Origin of the sequence: Chitinophaga sancti (assembly GCF_034087045.1) — a bacterium.
GTDB classification, from domain to species: Bacteria; Bacteroidota; Bacteroidia; order Chitinophagales; family Chitinophagaceae; genus Chitinophaga; species Chitinophaga sancti_B.
This window is the reverse complement of sequence record NZ_CP139247.1, coordinates 1,119,647-1,142,571: the sequence shown is the minus strand read 5'-3', so window position 1 is coordinate 1,142,571 and position 22,925 is coordinate 1,119,647. Positions and strand designations below refer to the sequence as shown.

General features: G+C 46.7%; 18 protein-coding genes. 4 read left to right on the top strand and 14 right to left on the bottom strand.

Features of this window, described 5'->3' with window-relative positions; genetic code table 11:
• Positions 1–10 precede the first annotated feature (10 nt).
• A complete protein-coding gene (locus SIO70_RS04710) occupies positions 11–1,999 on the bottom strand; it encodes a BatD family protein (RefSeq protein ID WP_320579820.1) in 1,989 nt (662 codons plus the stop codon).
• A gap of 110 nt (positions 2,000–2,109) precedes the next feature.
• Positions 2,110–2,814, bottom strand: a complete 705-nt coding sequence (locus tag SIO70_RS04705) for an SDR family oxidoreductase (RefSeq protein ID WP_320579819.1) — start codon at positions 2,812–2,814, stop codon at positions 2,110–2,112.
• A gap of 59 nt (positions 2,815–2,873) precedes the next feature.
• Here SIO70_RS04705 and SIO70_RS04700 point away from each other — a divergent pair, with 59 nt between their 5' ends.
• The gene (locus SIO70_RS04700; RefSeq protein ID WP_320579818.1) at positions 2,874–3,572 is read left to right on the top strand and encodes a YjjG family noncanonical pyrimidine nucleotidase; all 699 of its coding nucleotides are present in this window, start codon (positions 2,874–2,876) and stop codon (positions 3,570–3,572) included.
• A gap of 35 nt (positions 3,573–3,607) precedes the next feature.
• Here the strand turns inward: SIO70_RS04700 and SIO70_RS04695 are convergent, their stop codons facing one another.
• From SIO70_RS04695 to SIO70_RS04680, 4 genes are all read right to left on the bottom strand, one after another.
• Positions 3,608–3,832 carry a hypothetical protein gene (locus tag SIO70_RS04695; protein WP_320579817.1) on the bottom strand — a complete coding sequence of 75 codons (225 nt, stop codon included), beginning with the start codon at positions 3,830–3,832 and terminating at the stop codon, positions 3,608–3,610.
• A gap of 44 nt (positions 3,833–3,876) precedes the next feature.
• Positions 3,877–4,530: a phosphatidylserine decarboxylase family protein gene (locus tag SIO70_RS04690; RefSeq protein ID WP_083721958.1), complete on the bottom strand. Its 654-nt coding sequence runs from the start codon at positions 4,528–4,530 to the stop codon at positions 3,877–3,879.
• 45 nt (positions 4,531–4,575) lie between these two features.
• The gene (locus tag SIO70_RS04685; RefSeq protein WP_320579816.1) at positions 4,576–5,466 is read right to left on the bottom strand and encodes a phosphatidate cytidylyltransferase; all 891 of its coding nucleotides are present in this window, start codon (positions 5,464–5,466) and stop codon (positions 4,576–4,578) included.
• A gap of 103 nt (positions 5,467–5,569) precedes the next feature.
• Positions 5,570–6,202 carry a CPBP family intramembrane glutamic endopeptidase gene (locus SIO70_RS04680; RefSeq protein ID WP_320579815.1) on the bottom strand — a complete coding sequence of 211 codons (633 nt, stop codon included), beginning with the start codon at positions 6,200–6,202 and terminating at the stop codon, positions 5,570–5,572.
• A 357-nt stretch (positions 6,203–6,559) separates the two neighbouring features.
• Between SIO70_RS04680 and dusB the strand changes: the two genes are divergently transcribed.
• Complete coding sequence (gene dusB / locus SIO70_RS04675) at positions 6,560–7,630, top strand: tRNA dihydrouridine synthase DusB (RefSeq protein WP_320579814.1); 1,071 nt, start codon at positions 6,560–6,562, stop codon at positions 7,628–7,630.
• A gap of 32 nt (positions 7,631–7,662) precedes the next feature.
• On the top strand, positions 7,663–8,232 hold the full coding sequence (locus SIO70_RS04670; RefSeq protein ID WP_116852986.1) for a helix-turn-helix domain-containing protein: 570 nt from the start codon (positions 7,663–7,665) through the stop codon (positions 8,230–8,232).
• A gap of 77 nt (positions 8,233–8,309) precedes the next feature.
• Here the strand turns inward: SIO70_RS04670 and SIO70_RS04665 are convergent, their stop codons facing one another.
• On the bottom strand, positions 8,310–11,606 hold the full coding sequence (locus SIO70_RS04665; protein WP_320579813.1) for a DEAD/DEAH box helicase: 3,297 nt from the start codon (positions 11,604–11,606) through the stop codon (positions 8,310–8,312).
• Positions 11,607–11,709: 103 nt separating this feature from the next.
• Complete coding sequence (locus SIO70_RS04660) at positions 11,710–12,222, bottom strand: thermonuclease family protein (RefSeq protein ID WP_320579812.1); 513 nt, start codon at positions 12,220–12,222, stop codon at positions 11,710–11,712.
• Positions 12,223–12,350: 128 nt separating this feature from the next.
• Between SIO70_RS04660 and proC the strand changes: the two genes are divergently transcribed.
• The gene (gene proC / locus SIO70_RS04655) at positions 12,351–13,151 is read left to right on the top strand and encodes a pyrroline-5-carboxylate reductase (protein ID WP_320579811.1); all 801 of its coding nucleotides are present in this window, start codon (positions 12,351–12,353) and stop codon (positions 13,149–13,151) included.
• 23 nt (positions 13,152–13,174) lie between these two features.
• Here the strand turns inward: proC and SIO70_RS04650 are convergent, their stop codons facing one another.
• The 6 genes from SIO70_RS04650 to rimP form a co-directional block, all read right to left on the bottom strand.
• Complete coding sequence (locus SIO70_RS04650; RefSeq protein WP_320579810.1) at positions 13,175–13,675, bottom strand: SixA phosphatase family protein; 501 nt, start codon at positions 13,673–13,675, stop codon at positions 13,175–13,177.
• 164 nt (positions 13,676–13,839) lie between these two features.
• On the bottom strand, positions 13,840–15,687 hold the full coding sequence (locus SIO70_RS04645) for an amidophosphoribosyltransferase (protein ID WP_320579809.1): 1,848 nt from the start codon (positions 15,685–15,687) through the stop codon (positions 13,840–13,842).
• Between the two features lie 81 nt (positions 15,688–15,768).
• On the bottom strand, positions 15,769–17,151 hold the full coding sequence (locus tag SIO70_RS04640; protein WP_320579808.1) for a peptidylprolyl isomerase: 1,383 nt from the start codon (positions 17,149–17,151) through the stop codon (positions 15,769–15,771).
• Positions 17,152–17,261: 110 nt separating this feature from the next.
• The gene (gene infB, locus SIO70_RS04635; protein WP_320579807.1) at positions 17,262–20,921 is read right to left on the bottom strand and encodes a translation initiation factor IF-2; all 3,660 of its coding nucleotides are present in this window, start codon (positions 20,919–20,921) and stop codon (positions 17,262–17,264) included.
• 124 nt (positions 20,922–21,045) lie between these two features.
• Positions 21,046–22,293: a transcription termination factor NusA gene (gene nusA, locus SIO70_RS04630; RefSeq protein ID WP_083721968.1), complete on the bottom strand. Its 1,248-nt coding sequence runs from the start codon at positions 22,291–22,293 to the stop codon at positions 21,046–21,048.
• Positions 22,294–22,314: 21 nt separating this feature from the next.
• Positions 22,315–22,779 carry a ribosome maturation factor gene (gene rimP / locus SIO70_RS04625; protein WP_320579806.1) on the bottom strand — a complete coding sequence of 155 codons (465 nt, stop codon included), beginning with the start codon at positions 22,777–22,779 and terminating at the stop codon, positions 22,315–22,317.
• Positions 22,780–22,925: the final 146 nt, after the last annotated feature.

The following is a 22,925-nucleotide window of genomic DNA, read 5'->3' as shown; positions in this document are numbered from 1 at the left end:
ATGATTTTATTTAAACGGCGCTCTTCGCCCTTGTCAGTTCATCTTCCAGTTTACTGATTACCTGTACGGCCTGTTGATAGGTACCCTGCATCCTGGTATTGTTGTGGTTGGGCGTATACAGGGCCATTTCACAATTATCCAGCAGGTCAAACAGGTCAGCGGTATATTGCTCACTTACCTGTTGCTGTGCCAGTTTATCCTGGATCAGTTGTTTACTCAGGTCAGCAAATGGTACATGCAGTTTGTTACTCAGATAGCCCCATACAGCGCGGGAAGTCTCTTCGTAAAATGCTTTGTCCTTACCTTCTTTCAGATAGCGGGCGGCCAGTTCCAGTCGCTTGAGCGCTACCTTATTAGCATTGCGGTGTTTCAGGAAAGCTGCATTGTTCTGCTGGTAATCCAGGCGGCGGCGGTACAGCCATGCTCCGATCAGTGCCAGCAGCGGCAATACCAGCAGCAGGTAGAACCAGATAGAAGTAATGAAGTAAGTATTGTGTTTTACCCAATCCAGAACGCTGTTACTATTGTTAGTGATGGCGTTTTTATTGAGGCTGAAATCTTCTTTGTCTCTCTTCGTTTGCTTGCCGGCTGTCACGTGAATGGTGAATGGCTTGGAGCTAACAGTTTTATAGGTTTTGGAAGCAGCATCGAAGTAAGAGAATTCCACAGGTGGAATGGTCTGCTCCCCTGCCTCTACCGGCATCAGCACATATTCAAAAGTACGGCTACCAGAAAGAGGGTTGCTGTTCTTTTCAATATTGTCTGACACTTTTGGATCGTATTTATCAAAGCTGGCAGGGATGTCAACTTTGGGAGGATTCAGCAGGTTCACATTACCCTGGCCGGAGATGGTTACTTTCAGGGTAAGTGCATCGTCGGTAGACAGGCTGTTCTTATCCACGGTAGCGGTCATGTTAAATCTGCCCACGGCGCCATTATAGCTTGCCGGGCGACTATCGACAGGCAGTGGCTTTACAGTTACTTTTACCGGTGCTGTCTGGATCTTGTAAGGAACATCCTGGTATTCTACTTCCGGCCGGTTAAATACATCATCGAAGAAAGGATCATTGAACGCGTCTTTAAAAGCCGGGTCATTGAACATATCAGCGAGTGGATCTTTGCGTTTACCATTCTTCACCAGTTTCACCAGTCTCACATGGTTGTCTACCTCTACAGGATCGAGTTCCAGCGTTCCTGACTGCATCGGGAACAGCATGGTTTTACGGATCACGAATACCCTGTAGGGAATGCCGTTCACCATTTCTTCACTGGCCTGTGGCGGGTTTGGCAATTCTATATCTTTAGCGGAAAATCCTTTGAAGGCAGGTACTTTGGTCACACTGGCGTTAGTCGGAAGGCGGGTGTACAGCTTGTAGGTCGCAGTCAGCTGTTCGCCCTCGTAGAGAGATGTTTTGTCAACATCCACTTTAACGAAAATGTTCTTTTTTAGCTTGGCATTGATGTCTTCACCATTCTTAATTACACCTTCCATTTCTTCTGCCTGGTGACTGGGAGCACTACGCTGGCCCATACCGGCAAATGGATTGACAGGTACCTGCTGGCGCTGTGGTTGTTGCTGTTGGGCAGCGGAACCGCTGAGGCCTTTTGCCACTTCGATGGTGACAGGATTGGACTTCACAATATCGCCGTTCACACGGGCGGCGGCAGCAGGAATGGTAAAGTTACCCACCCGTTTAGCCCTGATCAGATAAATCAATGCAATATAATCAGAACGTCGGCCATTGACGATCGAAGTACCCTGCATCTGGTTAGGGCCCTGCAATATTTCAAAGTCGTTGAAGTTCGGTGGTGTAAACTGGGTTACATTGGTCCCGTTTTCCAGCATAAACTGGATCTGGAATGGTTCTTCCAGTGCCACTTTATTGCTTGATACAGTGGTGGTAAATTTAAATTCCTGCGCTCGCAGACTAGATGCTATACCCAGTAAAAACAGCAGGGATAGCAGCGACCTCCTTATACTAACAGTAATGACCTTCATAATGTATAACAAATTTAACCAAACGGCGCCCCTTAACGCGGCTGTCGCGGTTAAAAGTTAGTTAAAAAAAATATAGATATGAGGGCGTAAAACGCTTGTTTGTAAAGGTTTTAGCCAATATCTCCCAAAATTGGACGCATGATTACTTCTTCCACAACAGCCTGAGCAGAGAGTGTGTAGGCTGCCCATAGCAGGTTCGCTACATCAGCAGGCTCCATCATTCTGTCCGCAGGGCCATCCCATCCCTCCCACGATGCGGTGAGAGTTGGTCCGGGGCTGAGGGCGGTTACCTTCACATTGTGGGATTTGAGCTCTTCACGCAGATTTTTGGAGAAGCCCAGCAGGGCGAATTTAGTGATGCTATAAGCCCCTCCATTCGGATAGGCACTGTAGCTGGCGGTAGAGCAAAGGTTAAATATGTGTCCTTTACGTTGTGTGATCATTGAGGGTAATAATTGCCGGGTGATGGTATGTGCGCTAAATACATTTACGGCCATCAGATACTCCAGTAGTCCGTCTTCCTGCTCGTGCAGGGCGCCGGGAATGTACAGTCCTGCGTTGTTCACAAGAATGTCTACAGTCTGGAATATCTTTTTTATTTTGTTGGCAAAAGCCAGTACATCTTCCTTTTTGCTCATATCGGCGGAGAATGTCAATACCTCTGCCTGTGGCGCCTTTGCTTGAATGTCTGCAGCGGCAGCAGCCAGTTTGGCCGCATCCCTGGAACAAATAGCTACATTAAATCCTTCCATGGCCAGTTTTTCGGCGATGGCTTTCCCTATACCTTTACTGGCACCTGTGACTACTGCGTTCATAAATCCTGTTTAGAAGCTGGAAAATAGTAAAAAATGTGGATTTCGTATCTTTGTAGTACATGAAATACAAGCATATATTTTTTGATCTGGACCACACATTATGGGATTTTGAAACCAATGCTTACCAGGTCTTAGAAGAATTATACCACACACATACGCTGGCCAGCAGAGGAGTTCCTTCATTTGAGGTGTTCCACCGCACCTACATGACACATAACGATAAATTGTGGGATCGTTTCCGCAAAGGATTCATTAGCCGCAACGATCTTCGATTTAAGCGATTCAGCAGGACCCTGCTGGATTTCAAGATTGGGGATGATAAGTTGTCGCATGCCATGGGAACCCGGTTCCTGGAAATCCTGCCTTACAAAACCGCCTTATTTCCAAATGCAAAGGAAGTACTGGAATACCTGGCAGCAAAGAACTACCCGATGCATATGATCACGAATGGCTTTGAAGAAACCCAGCTGATTAAGATGAAAAGCTCTGGGATAGATCAATTCTTCACACATGTGATCACATCAGAATTAGCAGGTAGTCTCAAGCCTTATCGCGAAATATTTGATTATGCGTTGAAATTGGCGGGCGCTACTGCTGAAAGTAGTATCATGATAGGCGATGCATTGGAAATTGATATTTTAGGGGCGCACAATGCGGGGATAGATCAGGTGTACTTCAATGCGGTGGTGCCGGTGAATGGAACAGTAAAACCAACATATGTGATCAAAGGATTGCAGGAGTTAAAAGATATTTTATAAAAAAGCCGGCTCATAAGAGCCGGCTTTTTTTATAATTATTTCTTGTTGGCAGGTTTTGCTGCTGGCGTAGCCTGTGCGTTAGCTGGAGCGGGTTTGGCCATCTTTGTCCGCAGGCTGGCCGTATTACCAGGTTGCTTGCAGCAGGCACTTTTTCCGGTAGCGTCCTTTTTACAGCAGGCTTTTGCCTTTTGTTTGTCCTGTGCCATAGCGGCGCCTGTCAGGAAAAGCAAGGTCATAGCACTGAATAACATCTTCTTCATTAGCTGGATGATTTAGTTACCTTTTAAAGTTAACCCTTTTCTGCTTATAAAGTAGCGATCACAGTCTGGCCGGAACGAACTACCTGTTCCAGTTGCACATCTACCTTAGTACCGATAGGCAGGTAAAGATCCACACGGGAACCGAACTTGATAAAGCCCAATTCTTCATTCTGGGTCACCTGCATACCAGGTTTCAGATAGTTTACAATTCGACGGGCAAGTGCACCGGCAATCTGTCTTACCAGAATGTCTGCCTTACCATTGCCGATTACTACGGTATGACGCTCATTTTCAGTAGAAGACTTAGGGTGCCATGCTACCAGGTATTTACCTGAATGGTATTGAGACAGCTTTACTTCTCCGCTGATTGGATTTCTGTTTACGTGTACGTTCGCAGGGCTCATAAAGATGGATACCTGCAGGCGCTTGTCTTTGAAGTACTCAGGCTCGTAAGTCTCTTCGATTACGACTACTTTACCATCGCAGGGTGCCATAACCAGGCTTTCTCCCAGTTTCATTTCTCTGGCTGGAATGCGGAAGAAAGAAACGATAAACAGGAATAAAACCACAGAAAAGGCAGCGACGATATTGCCAACAAGTGGCATACCGGGTAGGAAATAAATGACTGCACCACTGATCAGTGCAAGTACTACAAAGGCGATCAGAATACTGGCCAATCCTTCTCGATGAATCTTCATGCTGTAATTATTAGGTGATATTGTTTGGTTAAAGCGAATACAAAGTTAAACCATTGCGAAGAAATGGATGTAAATCCATGCAAAAGGTGCCGCCAGAATAAGAGAATCGAAGCGGTCCATAAACCCTCCATGCCCTGGCATAATATTGCCGGAATCTTTCACCCCCGCCATCCGCTTGAGTTTAGATTCTATGAGGTCGCCAGCAGTACCAATTACTGCTGCCAGACCTGCCAGCGCCATCCAGTGTTGCAGAGACAGCCACTGACTCCCCCAGTTGTAGCCATATTCACCGGCAGCGGCTACAGCCAGGATCATCCCTCCTACTGTACCTTCGATGGTCTTTTTAGGAGAAATGGAGGGGAAAAATGGTGTCTTTCCTATCAGGGACCCCACAATGTATGCCATCGTATCGTTGATCCAGATAAAAATAATAAGTAACAAAGGAATGAGCCAGCCGGGGCCTGTACCTACGCCATCTGGTCCGGCTTTGAAGCGGATGGTGTCATAGTTCAGACACAGGTGAACGAGCAAACCAAAGGAAACCGTGATATATAACAGGCCCAGTGCGGAATAGCCTATATTTTTCAAAGAAAACTCTTTGCTAAGCAGGATTTCGCCGATAGGCAACACCATCAGGAAGATAATAGCCATACACCAGCCAAGGAAACCTAAAGAGAGGTTGCCACCCGCAAAGTGATCCCCACTAAATGCCATCATCAGTGCACAGCTGGCTACCAGCACCCCGTTCTGGTGCCATCCGGAAACAGCGGCATAGTCAGGATCGATATGCTTGATAAGTTTGAAGTACTCCTTTAAGGCAAAAAAATTAACCAGGAAGAATAACAGGAAAAAGGTAAATGGACTGTATAGGATCCCGGCCAGCATAATCGCTACAAATACTAACGCCGAAGCTGTACGGGTGAAGAATGTTTTCATCTATTAAAGAGAATAGTTTGTACAAAAATGGGTAAAATAAACAGTCCATGCAAATGGTATCTGTAAAATTACCAATTAAATGTGTCTTATACTCAACAGGTTGCTATTGAATTGCTGGCTTTGACCGGCGCTGTAACACCCACACCCAAAGGCCGGTAACGACCAGACTTGCAATGGCCGCCAGCCAGTTGGACTGCCCGCTTGCCATCGGATCGGTTTTCATCAGGTGCATCTGGAACAGATACATGAGCACTACCTGCAACCCGTTGTTGATGGAATGAGCCAGAATGGACAACCACAGGTTCCCGGTCAGGTAATAGATCACGCCCAGCAGGAACCCCAGTATCACTCTTGGTACAAAAGATAACCATTGCATGTGTACAGCACTGAATAGCAGCGCCGTAATAAGGATCGCTAACCATGCGCTATTTTTTACCGGCATCATTTTGATCATGAGTCGCTGTACAACGCCTCTGAAGAACGCTTCTTCGGCGATCGCAGGCATCACTGCAAAAAATAACACGTTCCCTAATAGAGTAGAAAATGTATCCATTTTGAGTAGATCGCGGGTCATCTTCTCAGCTACCTCTTCCTGCATACGCATGGTCTCAGAAACTGGCCATGTTTGATTCCACTGGGCGGAAAGGTCCACCATTGGCAAACTTACAAGCATTATCAAAATTGCTAATATAGCTGGTGCCAGCTTCGGTCCACGGTTCAGGGAAAGATATTCCATGGGTTTGGGCATAGCTAATCTGGCAAAAATTAAAGCTGGCAAAAGATAAACGACTAAAGTGTAAAGTATTTGCGTTAATTTCCTATAGCCGAGAACTTTAGGAACCGACGAATCCAGACTTTGGAGCGTGAAAATGGTATACCCGCTGATATGAGGAAAAACGATAATTAAAAATAGAAAGTAAAGCAGGTAGAAACCGATGAAAAAGCCAATGAATATTACAAATTGAAAGGACGGTGGATACTGCTTCATATAACCTGTCTTAGATTAATTTTGCGTAAATTTACAGTGTGAAATTGAGTTGGCAATTGCAATCCGGGAAATTCCGGCACCTTGGTCAACCCTTAACAGAAAAAGATGGTAAAGATAGGTAACATACTATTGGGCGATTTTCCGCTATTACTTGCTCCCATGGAGGATGTAAGTGATCCGCCCTTTCGTGCGGTGTGTAAGGATAAGGGTGCTGACCTGATGTATTCAGAATTTATCTCTTCGGAGGGCCTTATCCGTGACGCAATCAAAAGCCGGCAAAAGCTGGACATTTTCCCTGAAGAGCGTCCGGTAGGTATCCAGATATTCGGAGGCGATGAAGAGCCTATGGCCATGGCCGCTCAGATCGTGGAAGCTACCAACCCCGACCTGCTGGACATCAACTATGGATGCCCCGTAAAAAAAGTAGTATGCAAAGGAGCCGGTTCCGGTATCCTGAAAGATATTCCCAAGATGGTAAGACTGACCGCCGCAGTAGTAAAAGCTACTAAACTGCCGGTAACAGTAAAGACCCGCCTGGGATGGGATGACGATACCAAAAACATTGAAGAAGTAGCCGAAAGATTACAGGATGTAGGCATCCAGGCCCTCACCATACACGGGCGCACCCGCACCCAGATGTATAAAGGACATGCCGACTGGACCCTCATCGGTAAAGTCAAAAATAACCCACGTATCCACATTCCTATATTCGGCAACGGCGATATCACTACGCCCGAACAAGTCATTGCTGCCCGTCAGAAGTATGGCGTAGATGGCGTTATGATAGGTCGCGCTGCAATAGGATATCCGTGGATCTTTGATGAGATCAAGCACTTTATGGCTACCGGCAGGCATTTGCCCCCACCATCCATTCAGGAAAGGGTAGACGTTTGTAAAAAACACCTGCGCCAGTCAGTAAGCTGGAAGGGTGATGTGGTAGGTATACTCGAAATGCGTCGTCACTATACGAATTATCTCAAAGGGTTACCCCACATAAAAGAATTCAGGCAACAATTAGTAACTTGCAGTACACTGGCAGCAGTAGAAGAAGTTTTAGATTCAATAGCAGAACATTACAAAGGTCACATTATAGAAAGGGCCTCTACCCTTCCTGATAATTCTAACCTGCCAGTAAACTTAAACAATGAAGTAGCAGATTGTAACGTTTACGGATAAACCCCAGGTTCAACTATTAAATTTTCTTTCACATGGCCACGATTAAAAATCTGAAAAATGAAGTCTGGAAAGACTTGCAGATCAAAAACAAATCTGCCCTGCGTAAAAAGTATGCAGTATCTAACATGGGAAGAGTGATTAGCTATTATGAAGATATAACAGACGGTAAGCTGCTCTCAGGCTCTACCGTCGAAGGTTATACCGTGCTAAATGTAAAACCCGCTGATAGTTACCAGTCACTGTACCTCCACAGAGAAGTAGCGAAATTATTCAACAAGAAACCCGGTCGTTCTCACAAGTATGTAATTCACATCGATTACGACAAGAAGAACAACAAAGCCACAAACCTTCAATGGGCTACCAAAGAAGAAATGGAAGCCCACCAGCAATTCAGCCCCGCCAAACTCGCTTACAAGGAAAAACAACGTAACCGTGTCAAAGGTCTGAAACTGAACATTACTAAAGTTAAGAGCATCAAGCGCTTACTGGCTAAACCTGGTCGCAAGACCATGAAACAGATCGCTGAACAATTCGATATCAGCGAAATGCAGTTATACCGTATCAAAAGCGGTGAAAACTGGAGCCATGTTACTCTGGATTAAAGCCTGACTCGTCAGGAATGATCATATGATGTTGTCTGACATATAGCCATCTGCCATACGGCGGGTGGCTTTATTTTTTATTGTGCCCTGATCTTATCCAGCACCTTGCCATAGTGCATACTACTCCGCAATGCCGGCTCATATCCCATCAGTATTACCTGCTGCCGTGCCCGTGATAGGGTAACCAACAACTTCCTGTCTACCTCTATCGTATGCTCCTCCCATCTGAAAGTGCCAAGGCTTTGCAACATATTCAACTGAGTAGGATGATATACCGCCAGTGATATGATGATGATATCATTCTCTGCGCCCTGAAAGCGTTCAGCGGTATCTATGTTGATGGCCTGTAGTGCTTCGTTAGTGCCTATCAGCTCTCTGATCAGACTGATCTGGGTGCGCCATGGCGTCACTACACCCACAGTTTCTTTATTGAATGCCGCTCCCCTGCTCTCCTGTAGGTAAGTGAGCAGTGATACCACCTGTTGTGCTTCTGTCAGGTGCATTTTGGAAGTCGGCTCCATGGGACTGGGTAGGAAGATGGTTCTGCCTTGTGACAATATGTGATGCCAGTCGCCATCAGCTACATCCTGCTTTACAAAAGGTGCTGCCTGCAAAGGTTGGCCTGGCGATAACTGGTAAGCATAGTAATGGTTGATCAGGTCTGCGATATCATTGTGCATGCGGAAATGGGTATTCAGCATGCCCCAGCCATGATGCCAGCCGTTTTGTTTACAAGCCTGGATCAGCCTTTCGAAAAGTGTACAACGCAGATCTGTAATACCTGTACTATGTAAAAGGCTTTCTTCCGTCATACAGAAATTATCTGCCTGCGCAACCACTGGTGGCAGCTGGTTCTGATCACCGATCAGTATAAACTTCCGGAAAGGCAGCACCAACCCTAAAAGCTGTGGCTCCGTCAACTGAGATGCCTCGTCTACAATGAGGGTATCCGTTTTAACCCCCAGCAATTGCAGGTTAGGTAACCGGGTAGCCATCGTTGCCACCGTAGCTACAAAGATCTGCTGATTGGCAATGTACTCCCTGGCCTGTGCAATATCCCCTTCCAGGCAATAGGTTCTCAACTGATTTTCGGCTGCTGAACGGCGGCCCCCCAACCGCAGGTATTGTACACCTTTGCTTTCCAGCTTTTTACAAATTTCGTCTACTGCCTTGTTGGTAAATGCCACGATCATCATCTGGGTGCTGGCAGCTGCCAGAGAAGTCACTATTGAAGTAAGCAGGGACGATGTCTTCCCAGTGCCGGGAGGTCCCTGTACCAGGTAATAGTCTTTGGCATCCAGCGCAGCCTGCAGGATCTCCTGCTGGTTGCTGTTGAACATGGTGGGGGCAGGTAGCGGGAAAGGCACCTTGACAGGTTCCCGCATGCCCAGTAACAACTCCATTCTGGCAGCAAAGCGGGGTTCCAGTACATGAAACAGCGCCGTCGCTGAGATCCAGAAGTTGGATTCATAAATATCGTGTTCAATCACCCATTGTTGCTGGTGAGCAAAGAAGTCGTGGGTAATCTGTCGGTTGTTCAGTGAAAAGGTCAGCCTGTCTTTCTGAAGTTCATCTACCCTGCCTTTCAGGATCTGGTGTTGCAATGGTGCCAGCCCGGTGGTATCTCTTGGGTAAATGATGGCAGTATCCCCTGGGCGGAAGTTATGATTCACCGGCTCCTGAATAGTGAATACCACACTACTCTGGGCTTCATCAAAATTCTGGAAACAGAGGCCGGGAATGATCGTGAACCGGGCTAGTTTTTCCGATTCAGGTTGTAACCAGAGGGCGGCAAAGCCTTCAGCATCTTCTTCCCTGTGCATGGAGGCATACATGCCACACTTGGCCAGCAGGAACTCCCTGAGCAAGAAAGATAGGAACTGCTGGTAGTAGCTTCTCAGCAGTGGACTGGCCTTGCCATAGGTTTCTTCGAAGTTGGCGAAATGCACGACGCTGAAAGAAGGCAATCCTTCGCCGGCGAGTGTCGTGATTTTTTCAAGTATTTCATATTCTCCTGAGGAGAGTCTTAATAGCTGGGAAACGATTTCATTGCGCAGTGCGAGCAACTCATTTTCCGCAGTGCGATTATTCGTTACGTTGCGCAATGGACTATTGGATGCAGAAGAATAAAGGATCGCAGAGCTGCCACAGCGCTCATCGCCAAAAGTAGATTGCAGCAGCAGGTTATACCCGGTTACCTGCATTTCATGGTTCTTCCAGGCTCCAAAATCCGGTGCTCTGCCACTTTTGAGCTCAAAGATCTCCTTACGGGTAGGATCTGTATCATCTTCTGCCAGGATATCCAGACGCCCCTGTAGGCCATATAAGGCAGAGAAGAAGGTCGGTTCTATTCTCACCGGCCGGTCTTTCAGTTCCCTGGATGCCTCCAATAAATTGGGCCAGTGTGTGTCCCTGATGTCGGCATACATGCTGTTCAGCTCTTGTCGGCTATAGCCAGCAGCCTGCAATACATTTTCGGCCACTGCTTCTACAAAGGATTCCCGAAGCTTCATATCCGGATGGCGTAATACATTGTCCAGCAGGGAATTGACGATATTCCCCTTGAAAGCAGGCAACCCGGTCGTTTGTGGCACCAGTTTCCTGACTAAGTATAAAAACGGATTGGGACCACTGCGGCCAAAGCATTCTGCCAGATCACTGATGTCGATCAGGAGATCAGGTTCCAGGATAAAGCGGGTGGCTTTCACTGCTTCGTACTGGCCGGTAACCACATCACGATCTGCATGCAGAATATGGAGGGTATCATATACCCGTACCTGTTTGTGGAGGGCAGCAGTATGTGGCTGATAAACAGAAGTAATGTTGATCAGGAAATCCCCCGCCTCATCATCTTTGCCCTGGAATACAAACGACTCCACCCCATCAGGTGTTTTTTGCAAAGGGCCTACGCCGGTAACAAGGCATTTGAGCAGCGGTACCAGTGGATTATCATCCACAGGACCCTGTGTCAGGGTCTCTCCTGCTACGGAGGCACACCGTTCCAGCAGTGCTTCGGGGGGAGGAACCTCGTAATATTGTTCAATGACATCGGCCAGGGTACGGATACAGAGCAGGGCATCCTGCTGATCGGCACGGAGGCCGCCCGTCATAGCTTTGGTTGTAAGAATTCGAAGAATAGTCAGTTGGCGCCGTTGATTGGATGCTACTCCGTGCTTGTCGAAGTAGAACTGCATACGGGCAAACAGGTTGCTGAAGCTACGGGCTTCATTTTTGGTGAGATGCCGGAATAACTGCTCGAGTACACCCCGCAAAAATCGCAGGGTGGCTAGCGGCTGGTGCCCATCTCCGGCTTCCAGCAGGCGCATATACAACATATGGCCGGTGAGGGCTTTATCGCTGGTATTCACTGACATAAGTTAAAGACAGATTTCCTCCTATTGAAAATATCCCTAAAATAACGCTTATGCCGCATGCATAGCCGTTATTTTAGGGATATCAACATAAGGGGGTAGTTAATTAAGCAGCCTTTTTCTTCCTGTTTTTGTTTTTGGCTGAGCGGAACTCCCAGGGAGCGATAGGTTTTGCCTGCTTCCAGAGTCCCAGTTTATTACGTTTGGCGGTGGCCTGTGCCGCTGCCAATGGTGCACTTTTAGAATATTCTGTATAATGCCAGGCATGCCCTCCGGCTATCATCCAACCATTAATGTATTCTCCTTTGCTACTATAGACATCGCCTATCCAGCGCTGGTACCTGTCTTTTCGCAACAGTTCGACCGTTACGATCTTGTTGAAACACAAATCCGACAATGCCTGTTTGCTTTTCTGGTAGTAGTCCTGTCCCTTCTCCGGTGCATCGATCGCTGAAAGCCTGATGCGGAATGTCTCTTTTTTTACCAGTACCTCAAATGTATCTCCATCTATGATCCGCACTACCTTTCCTTTTATTTTCTTCGGTGGGCTGGCCACTATTGTCTGAGTAAACAGACAAAGGAGCATACACATGATCACTCTAAAATAAAATTTAGGCATTGCATAGGATTTTGGGATGCGAAGTAACAAATTTTCCCCGGAAGAGCCTAACCATTGTGGCTGATTCATTTGCACATCTGCATATCTTGTTATACCTTCCCCTTGATTTAAAGCATATAGTGAACAACATGTCTAGCAAAAAAATAGCTATCATCGGTGGTGGCAATCTTGGTGCTGCCATTGCACAGGGTTTACTGAAAAGCGGGTTTTCACAACCTGCCGACCTGACGATTACCAGAAGAAATGTAACGGCTCTGAAAGACTTTCAGACAGCCGGTGTCAATACAACTGCAGATAACGATGCCGCAATCCGTGATGCGGAGATCGTTGTCATCGCCCTCAAGCCGTACAACTGGAAAGAAGTACTGAGCAAAGTGCAAACCGCCTTTGATCCATCCAGGCAGGTGCTGATCAGTGTTATGACTGGGGTGTCTATGGATGACCTGGAAAAGGTAGGTGGTACCGGTATCGCGGTCGTACGTGCCATGCCGAATACAGCCATTGCTATTCAGGAGTCAATGACCTGCGTGTGCTACAAGAATGTGGCGCCAGAGCTGCAGGATTATGTAAAGGATATGTTCGATCAGCTGGGGGTAACTGTAGCTATCGACGAAAAGCTGATGGATGCTGCTACCGTACTGGGTGCCTGTGGTATTGCCTATGCATTGCGTTTTATCAGGGCCAGCATCCAGGGTGGTATCGAAATCGGCTTTGACGTACGTACGGCAAACCTGATCGCGGCACAAACCGTGAAGGGAGCGGCAGAATTGCTGATCCGTGAGAAACGCCATCCGGAAGAAGAGATCGACAAGGTAACTACCCCTAAAGGATGCACGATTGCTGGTCTGAATGAGATGGAACACCAGGGATTCAGTTCTTCACTGATCAAAGGGATCACAGTGTCCTACAATAAAATTCAGAAAGACTAAAATAGGGAGAAACAGGACGGGGCTTAGACTACTTCTGCTTTGGGATAGTCAAAGAATAGAAAGTTCTTGGTAGCGCTGTCAAACTCTTTCCATGAATTGATATTAGCTTTTACTGCGAAAACGCCGGAGGTAGGGATATTGTCTATCCTGATTTCCTGCGTAATGTAATTGGCGAAGTCGGTGATACCTGGATTGTGAGCGAAGATGGCGACAGTATCGATATCATCATCAATCTTAGTGATCATTTTCAGGAATGTAGAGGCGTAGCAAAGATAGAGTTCGTCTTCCAGCAGGATGGCATCTTTGTCATAGTGCCATTCTTTAGCCATGAGACGGGCAGTTGCTTTGGTACGTTTGGCGGGGCTGGCAATAAGGAGTTCGGGAACGATTCCCCTGGAGTGCAGGCGAGTGGCCATTTCTGGTGCGTTTTGTTTGCCCCGTTTGTTGAGTGGCCGGTCAAAATCATCTACATCCGGATCATTCCAGCTAGATTTTGCGTGGCGGATCAGCAGTAACGTTTTCATCCTTTTATTGATAATTGACTTTTAGTTACTTACTAATTTACTGAAATAACTGGATCACTTCATGGTGTGGCCTGCTGCACAAAGCCTGATTTAAGATAAAATTAATAAAGGGTAGCAGGTGCTGCCCAAAAATAAAGCCCGTTGCGTAGCAACGGGCTTTATTTTTAGTATCCTCTTTCGTTCTTCCCTTCCATGAAGTTCATAAACGCCTTATTCACTACCCTATTCCCTCCCGGTGTCGGATAGTTCCCTGTAAAGTACCAATCCCCTAAGTTATTAGGACAAGCCTCATGCAGGCTCTCAATAGATTGATAAATCACATTTACCTCTGCGCTTATGCCTTTCGGAGTGATGATCTCTGCAATCTTTGCAGAAATCTGCTCAGTAGTAAATGGTTTATAAATATTCCTCACCACGTTCTGCGCATGCAATGTATTTGTACGCTGTAACTCATTGCACAAACCATACGCTTCCTGCAGTATATGCTCCTTACCATGGTCTTTCAGCAGGGCAATTGCTGCCTGGAAAGCCACAAAATCACCCATCTTACTCATGTCAATACCATAGCAGTCAGGATAACGGATCTGCGGAGCAGAAGAAACGATAATAATACGTTTTGGGCCCAGTCTGTCCAGCATTTTGATAATGCTTTCACGTAGGGTGGTACCTCTTACGATAGAGTCATCGATCACTACCAGCGTATCCACACCCGGACGAACAGTACCATAAGTGATGTCATACACGTGCTGCACCATCTCATTACGGCTGGTATCGGCAGTAATGAACGTACGCATCTTCACGTCTTTGATAGCAATCTTGTCGATGCGGATACGGCGGTTCACCATTTCGGTCAGCTTTTCCTCGTCGAAGTCTTTGCCCCATGATACGATCCTTTCTACCTTGATTTTATTCAGGTAGTCTTCCAAACCCTTGATCATACCATAAAAGGCAATCTCGGCGGTATTTGGAATAAAGGAGAAGATGGTATTCTTCAGGTCATTATTAATATCTGCAAGAACCCGCTCAGCCAGGTTGTAACCCAGGCGGGAACGCTCTTTGTAGATCTTTTCGTCGTTACCACGGGAGAAGTAGATCCTCTCGAAGCTACAAGCTTTACGTTCTTTCTGATCCAGAATCTGCTCAATGCTGTATTCGCCGTTTTCTTTTACGATCAGGGCGTTTCCAGGCATCAGTTCCAGTACTTCATTTTCACCTACGTTGAATGCGGTACGGATGGCAGCACGCTCAGAAGCGGCTACGATCACTTCGTCATTCACATAATAATAAGAAGGACGAATACCGTGCGCATCGCGGATCACGAAAGAATCACCGCTACCCAGCAGGCCACACACGTGATAACCGCCGTCGAACATAGAGAAGGCATCTTTCAGGATCTTCTTTACATCCAGTCCGTTCTGACGTACTTCATCCTCTTTGCACAGGAAGTGGTGTACAACTTCCAGCATCGCCGCGAGGTCACTGTTACGGTGAGTTTCTCCCGGGTCTACATTTACGAACTTAAACAGTTCATCAGCATTTACGAGGTTGAAGTTGCCTGCGATAGAGAGGTTGCGTGCGGGAATGGTGTTATATCTTACGAACGGGTGGCAGAGTTCTACGTTGTTTTTACCCTGAGTGGCGTAGCGGAGGTGACCCATCATGTTTTCGCCGAGGAAACGCATGTGGCCTTTCATGAGGCCGGGGTACTTGGTGATTTCCGGTTGGTACTTTTCGATTTCGTCGATTTCGTCTCTTACCTTGCCGAAGATGTCTCCTATGGCTTGGGGAGCGCTGCTTCGGAGCCTGTGCATGAAGGGAACCCCGGGTTCGGTGTTCAACTTCACAGTGGCTATACCTGCACCATCCTGTCCACGGTTATGCTGCTTTTCCATCAGCAGGTACAATTTGTTGAGGCCGTAGAAAACCGTTCCATATTGTTGCTGATAATAAGAAAAAGGCTTCCTAAGTCTTATAAATGCTAATCCGCATTCATGTTTTATGGCTTCGCTCATCCCATTAGAATTGAAGGCGCGAAGTTACGTTGAAAAAACCTAAACAAAAAGGCGGATCGATTTGATCCGCCTTTTCAGTAATTACTTCTGTGCTACTGCTCCCATCCATCTGGCTATATGCCCACATTTCTTATACTCATTATCTACATGGATGTAATATGTAGGGATTGTTTCTCTCAGCCATTTATCTCTTGCTTCTGCCTGTTTGATGGCCAAAGTACGCTGTTGAATACGTGCGTAGTCGTCATTCAGGTTTTCGCGGTGAGGGTTGGTACGTGTTTTCAGGTATACGATACGAAGCTGAGTAGCTTTGCTTTCTTCGTCTACATACTGCACTGGTTCTGATATACCGCCTGGTTTCAGTGTATCGAGCATCATAACGATGGCTCTTTCTGATGGCTGATCCAGCTGGTCCATAGTGATCAGGGTACCACCGCTTACATTGTTCTGCAACATGCCACCGGTAAATTTGGCCATTGGCTCATCGCTGAATTTGTTGACAGCATCACCAAAGTTCATTTTACCATTTAGGATGAGTTGACGAATGCTATCCAGTTTCACCTTTGCAGCAGCGATATCAGCCTTACCAACAAGTGGTTTAAGCAGGATATGCTGAACGGTGATGTTGTCACCCTGGCGTTTCAGACATTGGATCAGGTGGTAACCGAACTGGCTTTTTACAGGAGAAGAGATCTCATTTTCTTTGAGCCTGAAAGAGGCAGCGAGGAATTCAGGATCCCATTGTTTGTCAGTACGGTTCAGGATGTAGATACCATTATTTTCTTTGGTACCTGGATCTTCGGAGATCATGATGGCCTGGCGGCCGAAGTCGGCTTTCTTTGCCAATACATCTTTTTTGATTTCATTCAGGCGGTCGATGGTGTATTGTTCCATCTCTTTGGTTGCCTTTGGAATGATGATCAGTTGACCGATTTCCAGTTCAGACTCATAAAACTTGAGGCTGTCCTTAGGAATACCGTCAAAATATCTTTTCACCTCAGAAGGGGTAACTTTCACAGAGTTGGTGATCTTGTCCTGCATTGCCTTGGCCAGCAGCCCTTCTTTGATAGGCTGGCGGAAGCGCTCACGCAGCTGGTATACAGAGTACCCGGTTACTTCTTTCATTTTCTCACGGCTACCGTACAGTTGCTCGAAGTAGCGGATGCGGTTGTCAATCTGACCATCCACATCTGATTCGCTTACAGGCAAGCTGTCCCTTTCTGCCTGAATCACCATTACTTTTTGGGCAATGATCTGTTCCATGATCGTACAAGCCGCATCAGGAGGCAGATTACCGTCCTGTATCTGGCGTTGCATATTCACCAGTTCCCCTTCTACATCGGAGCTCAGGATGATCTTATCTCCCACAATAGCAGCAATTTTGTCCGCCACCATTCGCTGCTGCGCAGAAGCAACCTGACCGAGCAGCATCACAACTGCAGAAAAAGCCAAAAATTTATTCATAGTATAAAATAGCACAGTGAGTCTCAAAAATAACCAAAAAATAAGCCGCGTAAGAGCGGCTTATTTTTTTAACAAAATTTTATTGCTGTAAAAGCCTTGTGCAGGCTGCATTAGAGCGTACGTTTAACTTCTACTTCTTCGAAACCTTCTACGATATCGCCCACTTTCAGGTCGCTGTAATTTTTGATACTCAGACCGCACTCCATATTGGATGCAACTTCCTTCACATCGTCCTTATAGCGTTTCAGTGATTGAAGTTCGCCGGTGTAGATCACGATACCTTCACGTACCAGGTTGACACGGGTGTTACGTGTGATCTTACCATCCAGTACAAAGCAACCTGCAACGGTAACCTTGTCGAAGCGATAGGTTTCGCGGATTTCCACGTTTGCCACCACTTTCTTCTCGATTTTCGGTTCCAGCATACCTTCCATCGCGCTCTTCAGTTCATCGATAGCGTCATAAATGATGGAGTAAGTACGGATTTCGATGTTTTCTTTCTCTGCCAGTTTGCTAGCCTGAGAAGAAGGTCGAACCTGGAAGCCGAGGATGATCGCATCGGATGCAGTAGCCAGCAATACGTCGGATTCGGTGATCTGACCTACAGCCTTGTGTACTACGCTCACCACGATTTCTTCGGTAGACAGTTTCTGCAGGGAGTCGCTCAGCGCTTCTACAGAACCATCGAAGTCACCCTTGATGATTACGTTCAGCTGTTTGAAGTTGCCCAGTGCCAGACGGCGGCCAATTTCATCCAGTGTGATATGTTTCTTAGTACGGATACCCTGTTCGCGGATGATCTGTGCACGACGGTTTGCAGTTTCCTTCGCTTCAGATTCATTTTCATACATTCTGAATTTCTCACCGGCCTGTGGTGCACCGTTCAGACCCAGCACCTGTACAGGAGCAGATGGTCCGGCGGAGTCAACACGCAGACCGCGTTCGTTGAACATCGCTTTGATCTTACCGAAGTTAGAACCGGAAGCGATGGTATCGCCCTGGCGGAGGGTACCATTTTGTACCAGCAGGGTCGCTACATAACCACGACCTTTATCGAGAGAGGCTTCGATCACGCTACCGGAACCTTCCCTGTTCGGGTTAGCTTTCAGTTCCAGCAGTTCTGCTTCGAGCAGGATCTTTTCCAATAATACGTCGATGTTCAGACCGCTTTTCGCTGAGATTTCCTGGCTTTGGTATTTACCACCCCAATCTTCAACCAGGAGGTTCATACCTGCCAGTTGTTCTTTGATTTTTTCCGGGTTGGCGCCTTCCTTATCGATCTTGTTGATCGCAAAGATCATTGGCAGACCGGCAGCCTGTGAGTGGGAGATTGCTTCACGTGTTTGAGGCATGATAGCATCGTCCGCAGCGATTACGATGATTGCAATATCCGCCACCTTGGCACCACGGGCACGCATCGCTGTAAACGCTTCGTGACCAGGCGTATCGAGGAAGGTAACGCGCTTGCCAGTTGCAGTAGTCACCTGATAAGCACCAATGTGCTGGGTGATACCGCCGGCCTCACCGGATACTACGTTTGCATTACGGATATAGTCAAGTAATGAAGTTTTACCGTGGTCAACGTGACCCATAATAGTAACGATTGGTGCTCTTGGTACCAGATCTTCTTCATTATCCTGGATTTCTTCTTCTTCTATGTCGTCAGATTCATCTACACCGATGAATTCCACTTCGTAGCCAAATTCGCCTGCTACCAGTTCGATTACTTCCGCATCCAGACGTTGGTTGATGGATACCATGATACCCAGTCCCATACATTTTGAGATCACCTCGGCAAAGCTTACATCCATCAGGTTGGCCAGTTCGCTTACAGAAACGAACTCAGTAACCTGCAGTTTGTGGTCACCGCCGGCCTGATTTGCCATTTGCTCAGCGAGCTCATGACGTTTCTCACGGCGTTGTTTGGCTTTGATGTTTTTGCCTCGGCCACCACCACCGCCCATTTTGGCCATGGTTTCCTTGATCTTATTCTGGATTTCGTTTTTGTCGATCTCCTTATCTTCTGGCTTTCCGCTACGGTTGTTATAGCTGCTACCACCTGGGCGGTTGCCATATTGGCCGCCACCAGTACGGTTGTAACCACCACCTTGTCCACCCGGACGGTTGCCACCCTGATGCCCCTGACCACCTGGACCGCGATTGCCACCCTGATGACCTGGACCACCCGGACCACGGTTACCACCCTGATGACCCGGACCACCACCTGGGCGGTTGTCACGGTTAGGTGCGGTATGAGGTCTGCTAGGACCAGCCGGACGGTTAGCGTTGTTATTATTATTATTGTTATTGTTGTTATGGCCGCCACCGTGACTATGATCACGGTTACCACCACCACCGCGGTTGTCTCTGTTGAAGTTACGGTTACCACCATCGCGGTTACCGCCCTGGTGACCCTGGCCACCACGGTTACCACCCTGGTTGTTGCCATGAGTACCTTCGCCACCCTTGTTGGCTTCATCGCCTGGCTGGATAGGCTCAGGTTTCTTTTCGACAATTATACGCTTACGTTTACGGTTGTTTTCGGCATTGTTATTATTGCCACCGCGGTTGAAGTTATTATTGCCCTTATTGTCACGATCTCTCCTTTCCTGATGAACCGGGAGGTCGATTTTACCGATGACTTTAGGACCAGTTAATTTTTCTGCCTGAATGTTTTCAATTACGGCAGAACCGGTGTTGTCATCTTGCTCAGATGTGATATCTGCTGCTGCAACTACGTCCATATGCTGTGCGGCCGGCTTAATTTGTTCTTTAGCAGCCGGTTCTTTTGTTTTTTCCTGAGCAGCTGCCGGTTTTTCGGTAGCTGGCGCCTGTTTCTCTTCTACAGCTTTTGGAGCAGTTTTTTCAGCAGCAGGCGCTGTAATTTTTTCTTTTTCTATTGGTTGTTGTTGCACCGGAGTAGGTTTTACTTCTGGCTGGACAGGTTTTTCTGTCGCAACAGGAGTTTGAACCGGAGGAGTAGTTTGCTGTTGTACAGGAGGTGCCTGCACAGGCTCTTGCGCCTTAGCTACCGGTTCCGGTTGTTTTGCAACCGGAGGTTTCTCTTCCTGTTCTGGCTTTTTAGCTGCGGCAGGCTGAGGTTTTTTATTATTATGTCTGTTCAGAGCCTCGAGGTCAATAGTTCCCATGATTTTAGGACCATTGATTCTTGGAGTATCTGGTTTCTTTTCAGGTTGCGGTTCCGGCTGTGGCTTTGGTTCCGGTGCTTTTTCAGCGACAGGTGCTACAGGTGGTTGCTGCTGTTTAACTTCCTCCTTTGCTACAACCGGCGGAACTTCTGCAACCGGTGCCTTTACAGGCTCTGGTTTAGGCTCAGGCTTTGGCTCCGGTTTTGGTTCGGGCTTCAGCTCGGCATTAGGCTGTTCCACCTTAGGCTCAGGCTTAGGTTCTGGTTTAGCTTCTGGTTTTGGTACCTCTGCTACCGGGGCTGTGGGCTGCTCTTCCTTGGCAGCTGCTTCTTTCTTCTTAGCGGCTGCTTCTGCTTCTTCTTTTTCCTTCTTCTTCATTGCATCTAACACGCTTCCTTTGGGCAGGGCTATCTGATCGCTTTTACGCTTATTAGCCTTGTCCTGTTGGAATTCAGATTGCAAAGCTGTGTACATCTGAGAGGTCAGGCGTGCATTGGGTGAACCGAATCCATCCATGTCATAGCCTTTATTAGAAAGGAAGTCGATCAACGTTTCCTTTCCAATATTAAACTCTTTCGCTGCTGCCAGCAATCGCGGCGTGTTGTTTGTTACTTCAGGCATATTGTAATCTCGGGCCTCCCCTTTTTTCCCGTTTTATAAACGGGACTCCTTTTTAACAATTAACAATAACTTAAAAAAAATCCTGTCAAGTAAGCCCACATCCCGGGGAAGTGGAGGTGCGGTCTTACTCTTTGTCAAATTCTTCCTGCAGGATCCTTCTCACGTCCTTTACAGTTTCTTCTTCCAGATCAGAACGACGTACCAGTTCTTCAACAGTCAGGTCTAATACGCTACGGGCGGTATCACAACCAATACGTTTGAGTTCGTCCAGTACCCATTCTTCGATCTCATCTGAGAATTCGGAAAGGTCAATATCGTACTCAGCCTGCTCTTGTTCCTCATCACGGAATACATCTATTTCATATCCGGTCAATTCACAGGCCAATTTGATATTTACCCCTTTCTTACCGATAGCCAGGGATACCTGATCTGCCTTTAAAAAAACGGATGCGTATTTATTTTCATTATCTATCTCCATGCGGCTGATACGCGCAGGTGTTAACGCACGCTGGATCAACAGTTGAATATTCGCAGTGTAGTTAATGATATCAATATTTTCGTTTCGCAGTTCACGTACTATGCCATGGATACGGCTTCCTTTCATACCCACACAGGCGCCTACAGGGTCAATACGGTCGTCATAAGATTCAACTGCCACTTTAGCTCTTTCTCCGGGCTCACGAACGATTTTCTTAATTACAATCAGGCCGTCAAAGATCTCCGGAACTTCAATTTCCAGCAATTTAGCGAGGAAGGTAGGATGGGTGCGGGAGAGAATGATGAGCGGAGCGTTGTTCTTCATCTCCACTTTTTTTACTACTGCCCTTACATTTTCACCTTTCTTGAAATAATCGGTAGGAATCTGTTCAGATTTAGGTAAAATTAACTCATTCCTTTCATCATCAAGCAATAAAACTTCTTTTTTCCAAACCTGGTACACTTCACCTGTTACAATTTCACCTACCCTATCCGCATATTTCTTTACTAAAATGTTCTTTTTCAGGTCACCAATACGTGCTGACAATGTCTGCTTAGCAGCCAGGATGGCTCTGCGGCCAAAATCCATGATCTCAACTTCCTCATACAAATCCTCACCTACCTGGTAATCCGGTTCTACTAAAATGGCTTCAGAATAAGCGATCTGTGCATTATCATCTTCTACCTCACCATCATTAACAATGGTACGGCGGCGCAATATTTCCAGGTCACCTTTCTCAGTATTTACAATCACGTCAAAATTCTCATCAGAGCCATACTTTTTACGGAGAAGCGTTTTAAACACATCTTCTAACACCTTCATTAACGTAGGACGGTCAATGTTTTCCGCTTCTTTAAACTCCGTGAATGACTCAATCAGATTAATACTAGCCATGTTTTGCTTATATTATATATTTTAAAACACGATGCACACTTTGGTGTGCTTGATTTCGTTAAGGTTTATGTCAGTAGTTTTTTTCTCTTTTTTCTTACCGATCGTCTCCTCTATCGTCAACGCTTCCTCAGTAGCAGCCAGCAGGGTGCCTTCCTTTTCGGAACCATCCAGCAGGGTTATAGCTACTTTTCTACCTATATTCTTTACGAATTGACGGTGCAGTTTCAGTGGTTCGTCCAGTCCGGGGGATGAGACTTCCAGAGAGAAATCGTTGTCAGGAAACAACGCCGCGGCTTCCAGCCTTGCGTATAAATTACGGTTGAATGAGACCAGCTTATCCACAGGTACACCATTATCACCATCCACAAATAGCTTTACATTATTAGTGGGCTTAATCCTGATATCGACCACGAAATATTCCGGATATTCAGCAAGCATTTCTTCCAAATGCTCCCGGATGCTTGTTATCACTTGTTCGTTTGCCATACAAAAAACGCGAAGGGGACTTTCAGTCCCCTTCGTTAGAATCATTTTCCTATGCAAAATTAGGATTTTATTTTGATCAAAGCGCATTTTCTTTAACTTGTACGAAATAATTTCCATTCGGGAATCCGCTTTCTGCACAGATTACA

Bases quoted from the DNA above. Each gene is read 5' to 3' on its own strand.
- SIO70_RS04645 (WP_320579809.1), bottom strand. From the start codon at position 15,687: ATGAGCGAAGCCATAAAACATGAATGCGGATTAGCATTTATAAGACTT.
- SIO70_RS04685 (WP_320579816.1), bottom strand. From the start codon at position 5,466: ATGAAAACATTCTTCACCCGTACAGCTTCGGCGTTAGTATTTGTAGCG.
- dusB (WP_320579814.1), top strand. From the start codon at position 6,560: ATGGTAAAGATAGGTAACATACTATTGGGCGATTTTCCGCTATTACTT.
- SIO70_RS04670 (WP_116852986.1), top strand. From the start codon at position 7,663: ATGGCCACGATTAAAAATCTGAAAAATGAAGTCTGGAAAGACTTGCAG.
- nusA (WP_083721968.1), bottom strand. From the start codon at position 22,293: ATGGCTAGTATTAATCTGATTGAGTCATTCACGGAGTTTAAAGAAGCG.
- SIO70_RS04710 (WP_320579820.1), bottom strand. From the start codon at position 1,999: ATGAAGGTCATTACTGTTAGTATAAGGAGGTCGCTGCTATCCCTGCTG.
- proC (WP_320579811.1), top strand. From the start codon at position 12,351: ATGTCTAGCAAAAAAATAGCTATCATCGGTGGTGGCAATCTTGGTGCT.
- rimP (WP_320579806.1), bottom strand. From the start codon at position 22,779: ATGGCAAACGAACAAGTGATAACAAGCATCCGGGAGCATTTGGAAGAA.
- SIO70_RS04695 (WP_320579817.1), bottom strand. From the start codon at position 3,832: ATGAAGAAGATGTTATTCAGTGCTATGACCTTGCTTTTCCTGACAGGC.
- SIO70_RS04690 (WP_083721958.1), bottom strand. From the start codon at position 4,530: ATGAAGATTCATCGAGAAGGATTGGCCAGTATTCTGATCGCCTTTGTA.
- SIO70_RS04700 (WP_320579818.1), top strand. From the start codon at position 2,874: ATGAAATACAAGCATATATTTTTTGATCTGGACCACACATTATGGGAT.
- infB (WP_320579807.1), bottom strand. From the start codon at position 20,921: ATGCCTGAAGTAACAAACAACACGCCGCGATTGCTGGCAGCAGCGAAA.
- SIO70_RS04705 (WP_320579819.1), bottom strand. From the start codon at position 2,814: ATGAACGCAGTAGTCACAGGTGCCAGTAAAGGTATAGGGAAAGCCATC.
- SIO70_RS04665 (WP_320579813.1), bottom strand. From the start codon at position 11,606: ATGTCAGTGAATACCAGCGATAAAGCCCTCACCGGCCATATGTTGTAT.
- SIO70_RS04650 (WP_320579810.1), bottom strand. From the start codon at position 13,675: ATGAAAACGTTACTGCTGATCCGCCACGCAAAATCTAGCTGGAATGAT.
- SIO70_RS04640 (WP_320579808.1), bottom strand. From the start codon at position 17,151: ATGAATAAATTTTTGGCTTTTTCTGCAGTTGTGATGCTGCTCGGTCAG.
- SIO70_RS04660 (WP_320579812.1), bottom strand. From the start codon at position 12,222: ATGCCTAAATTTTATTTTAGAGTGATCATGTGTATGCTCCTTTGTCTG.
- SIO70_RS04680 (WP_320579815.1), bottom strand. From the start codon at position 6,202: ATGGAATATCTTTCCCTGAACCGTGGACCGAAGCTGGCACCAGCTATA.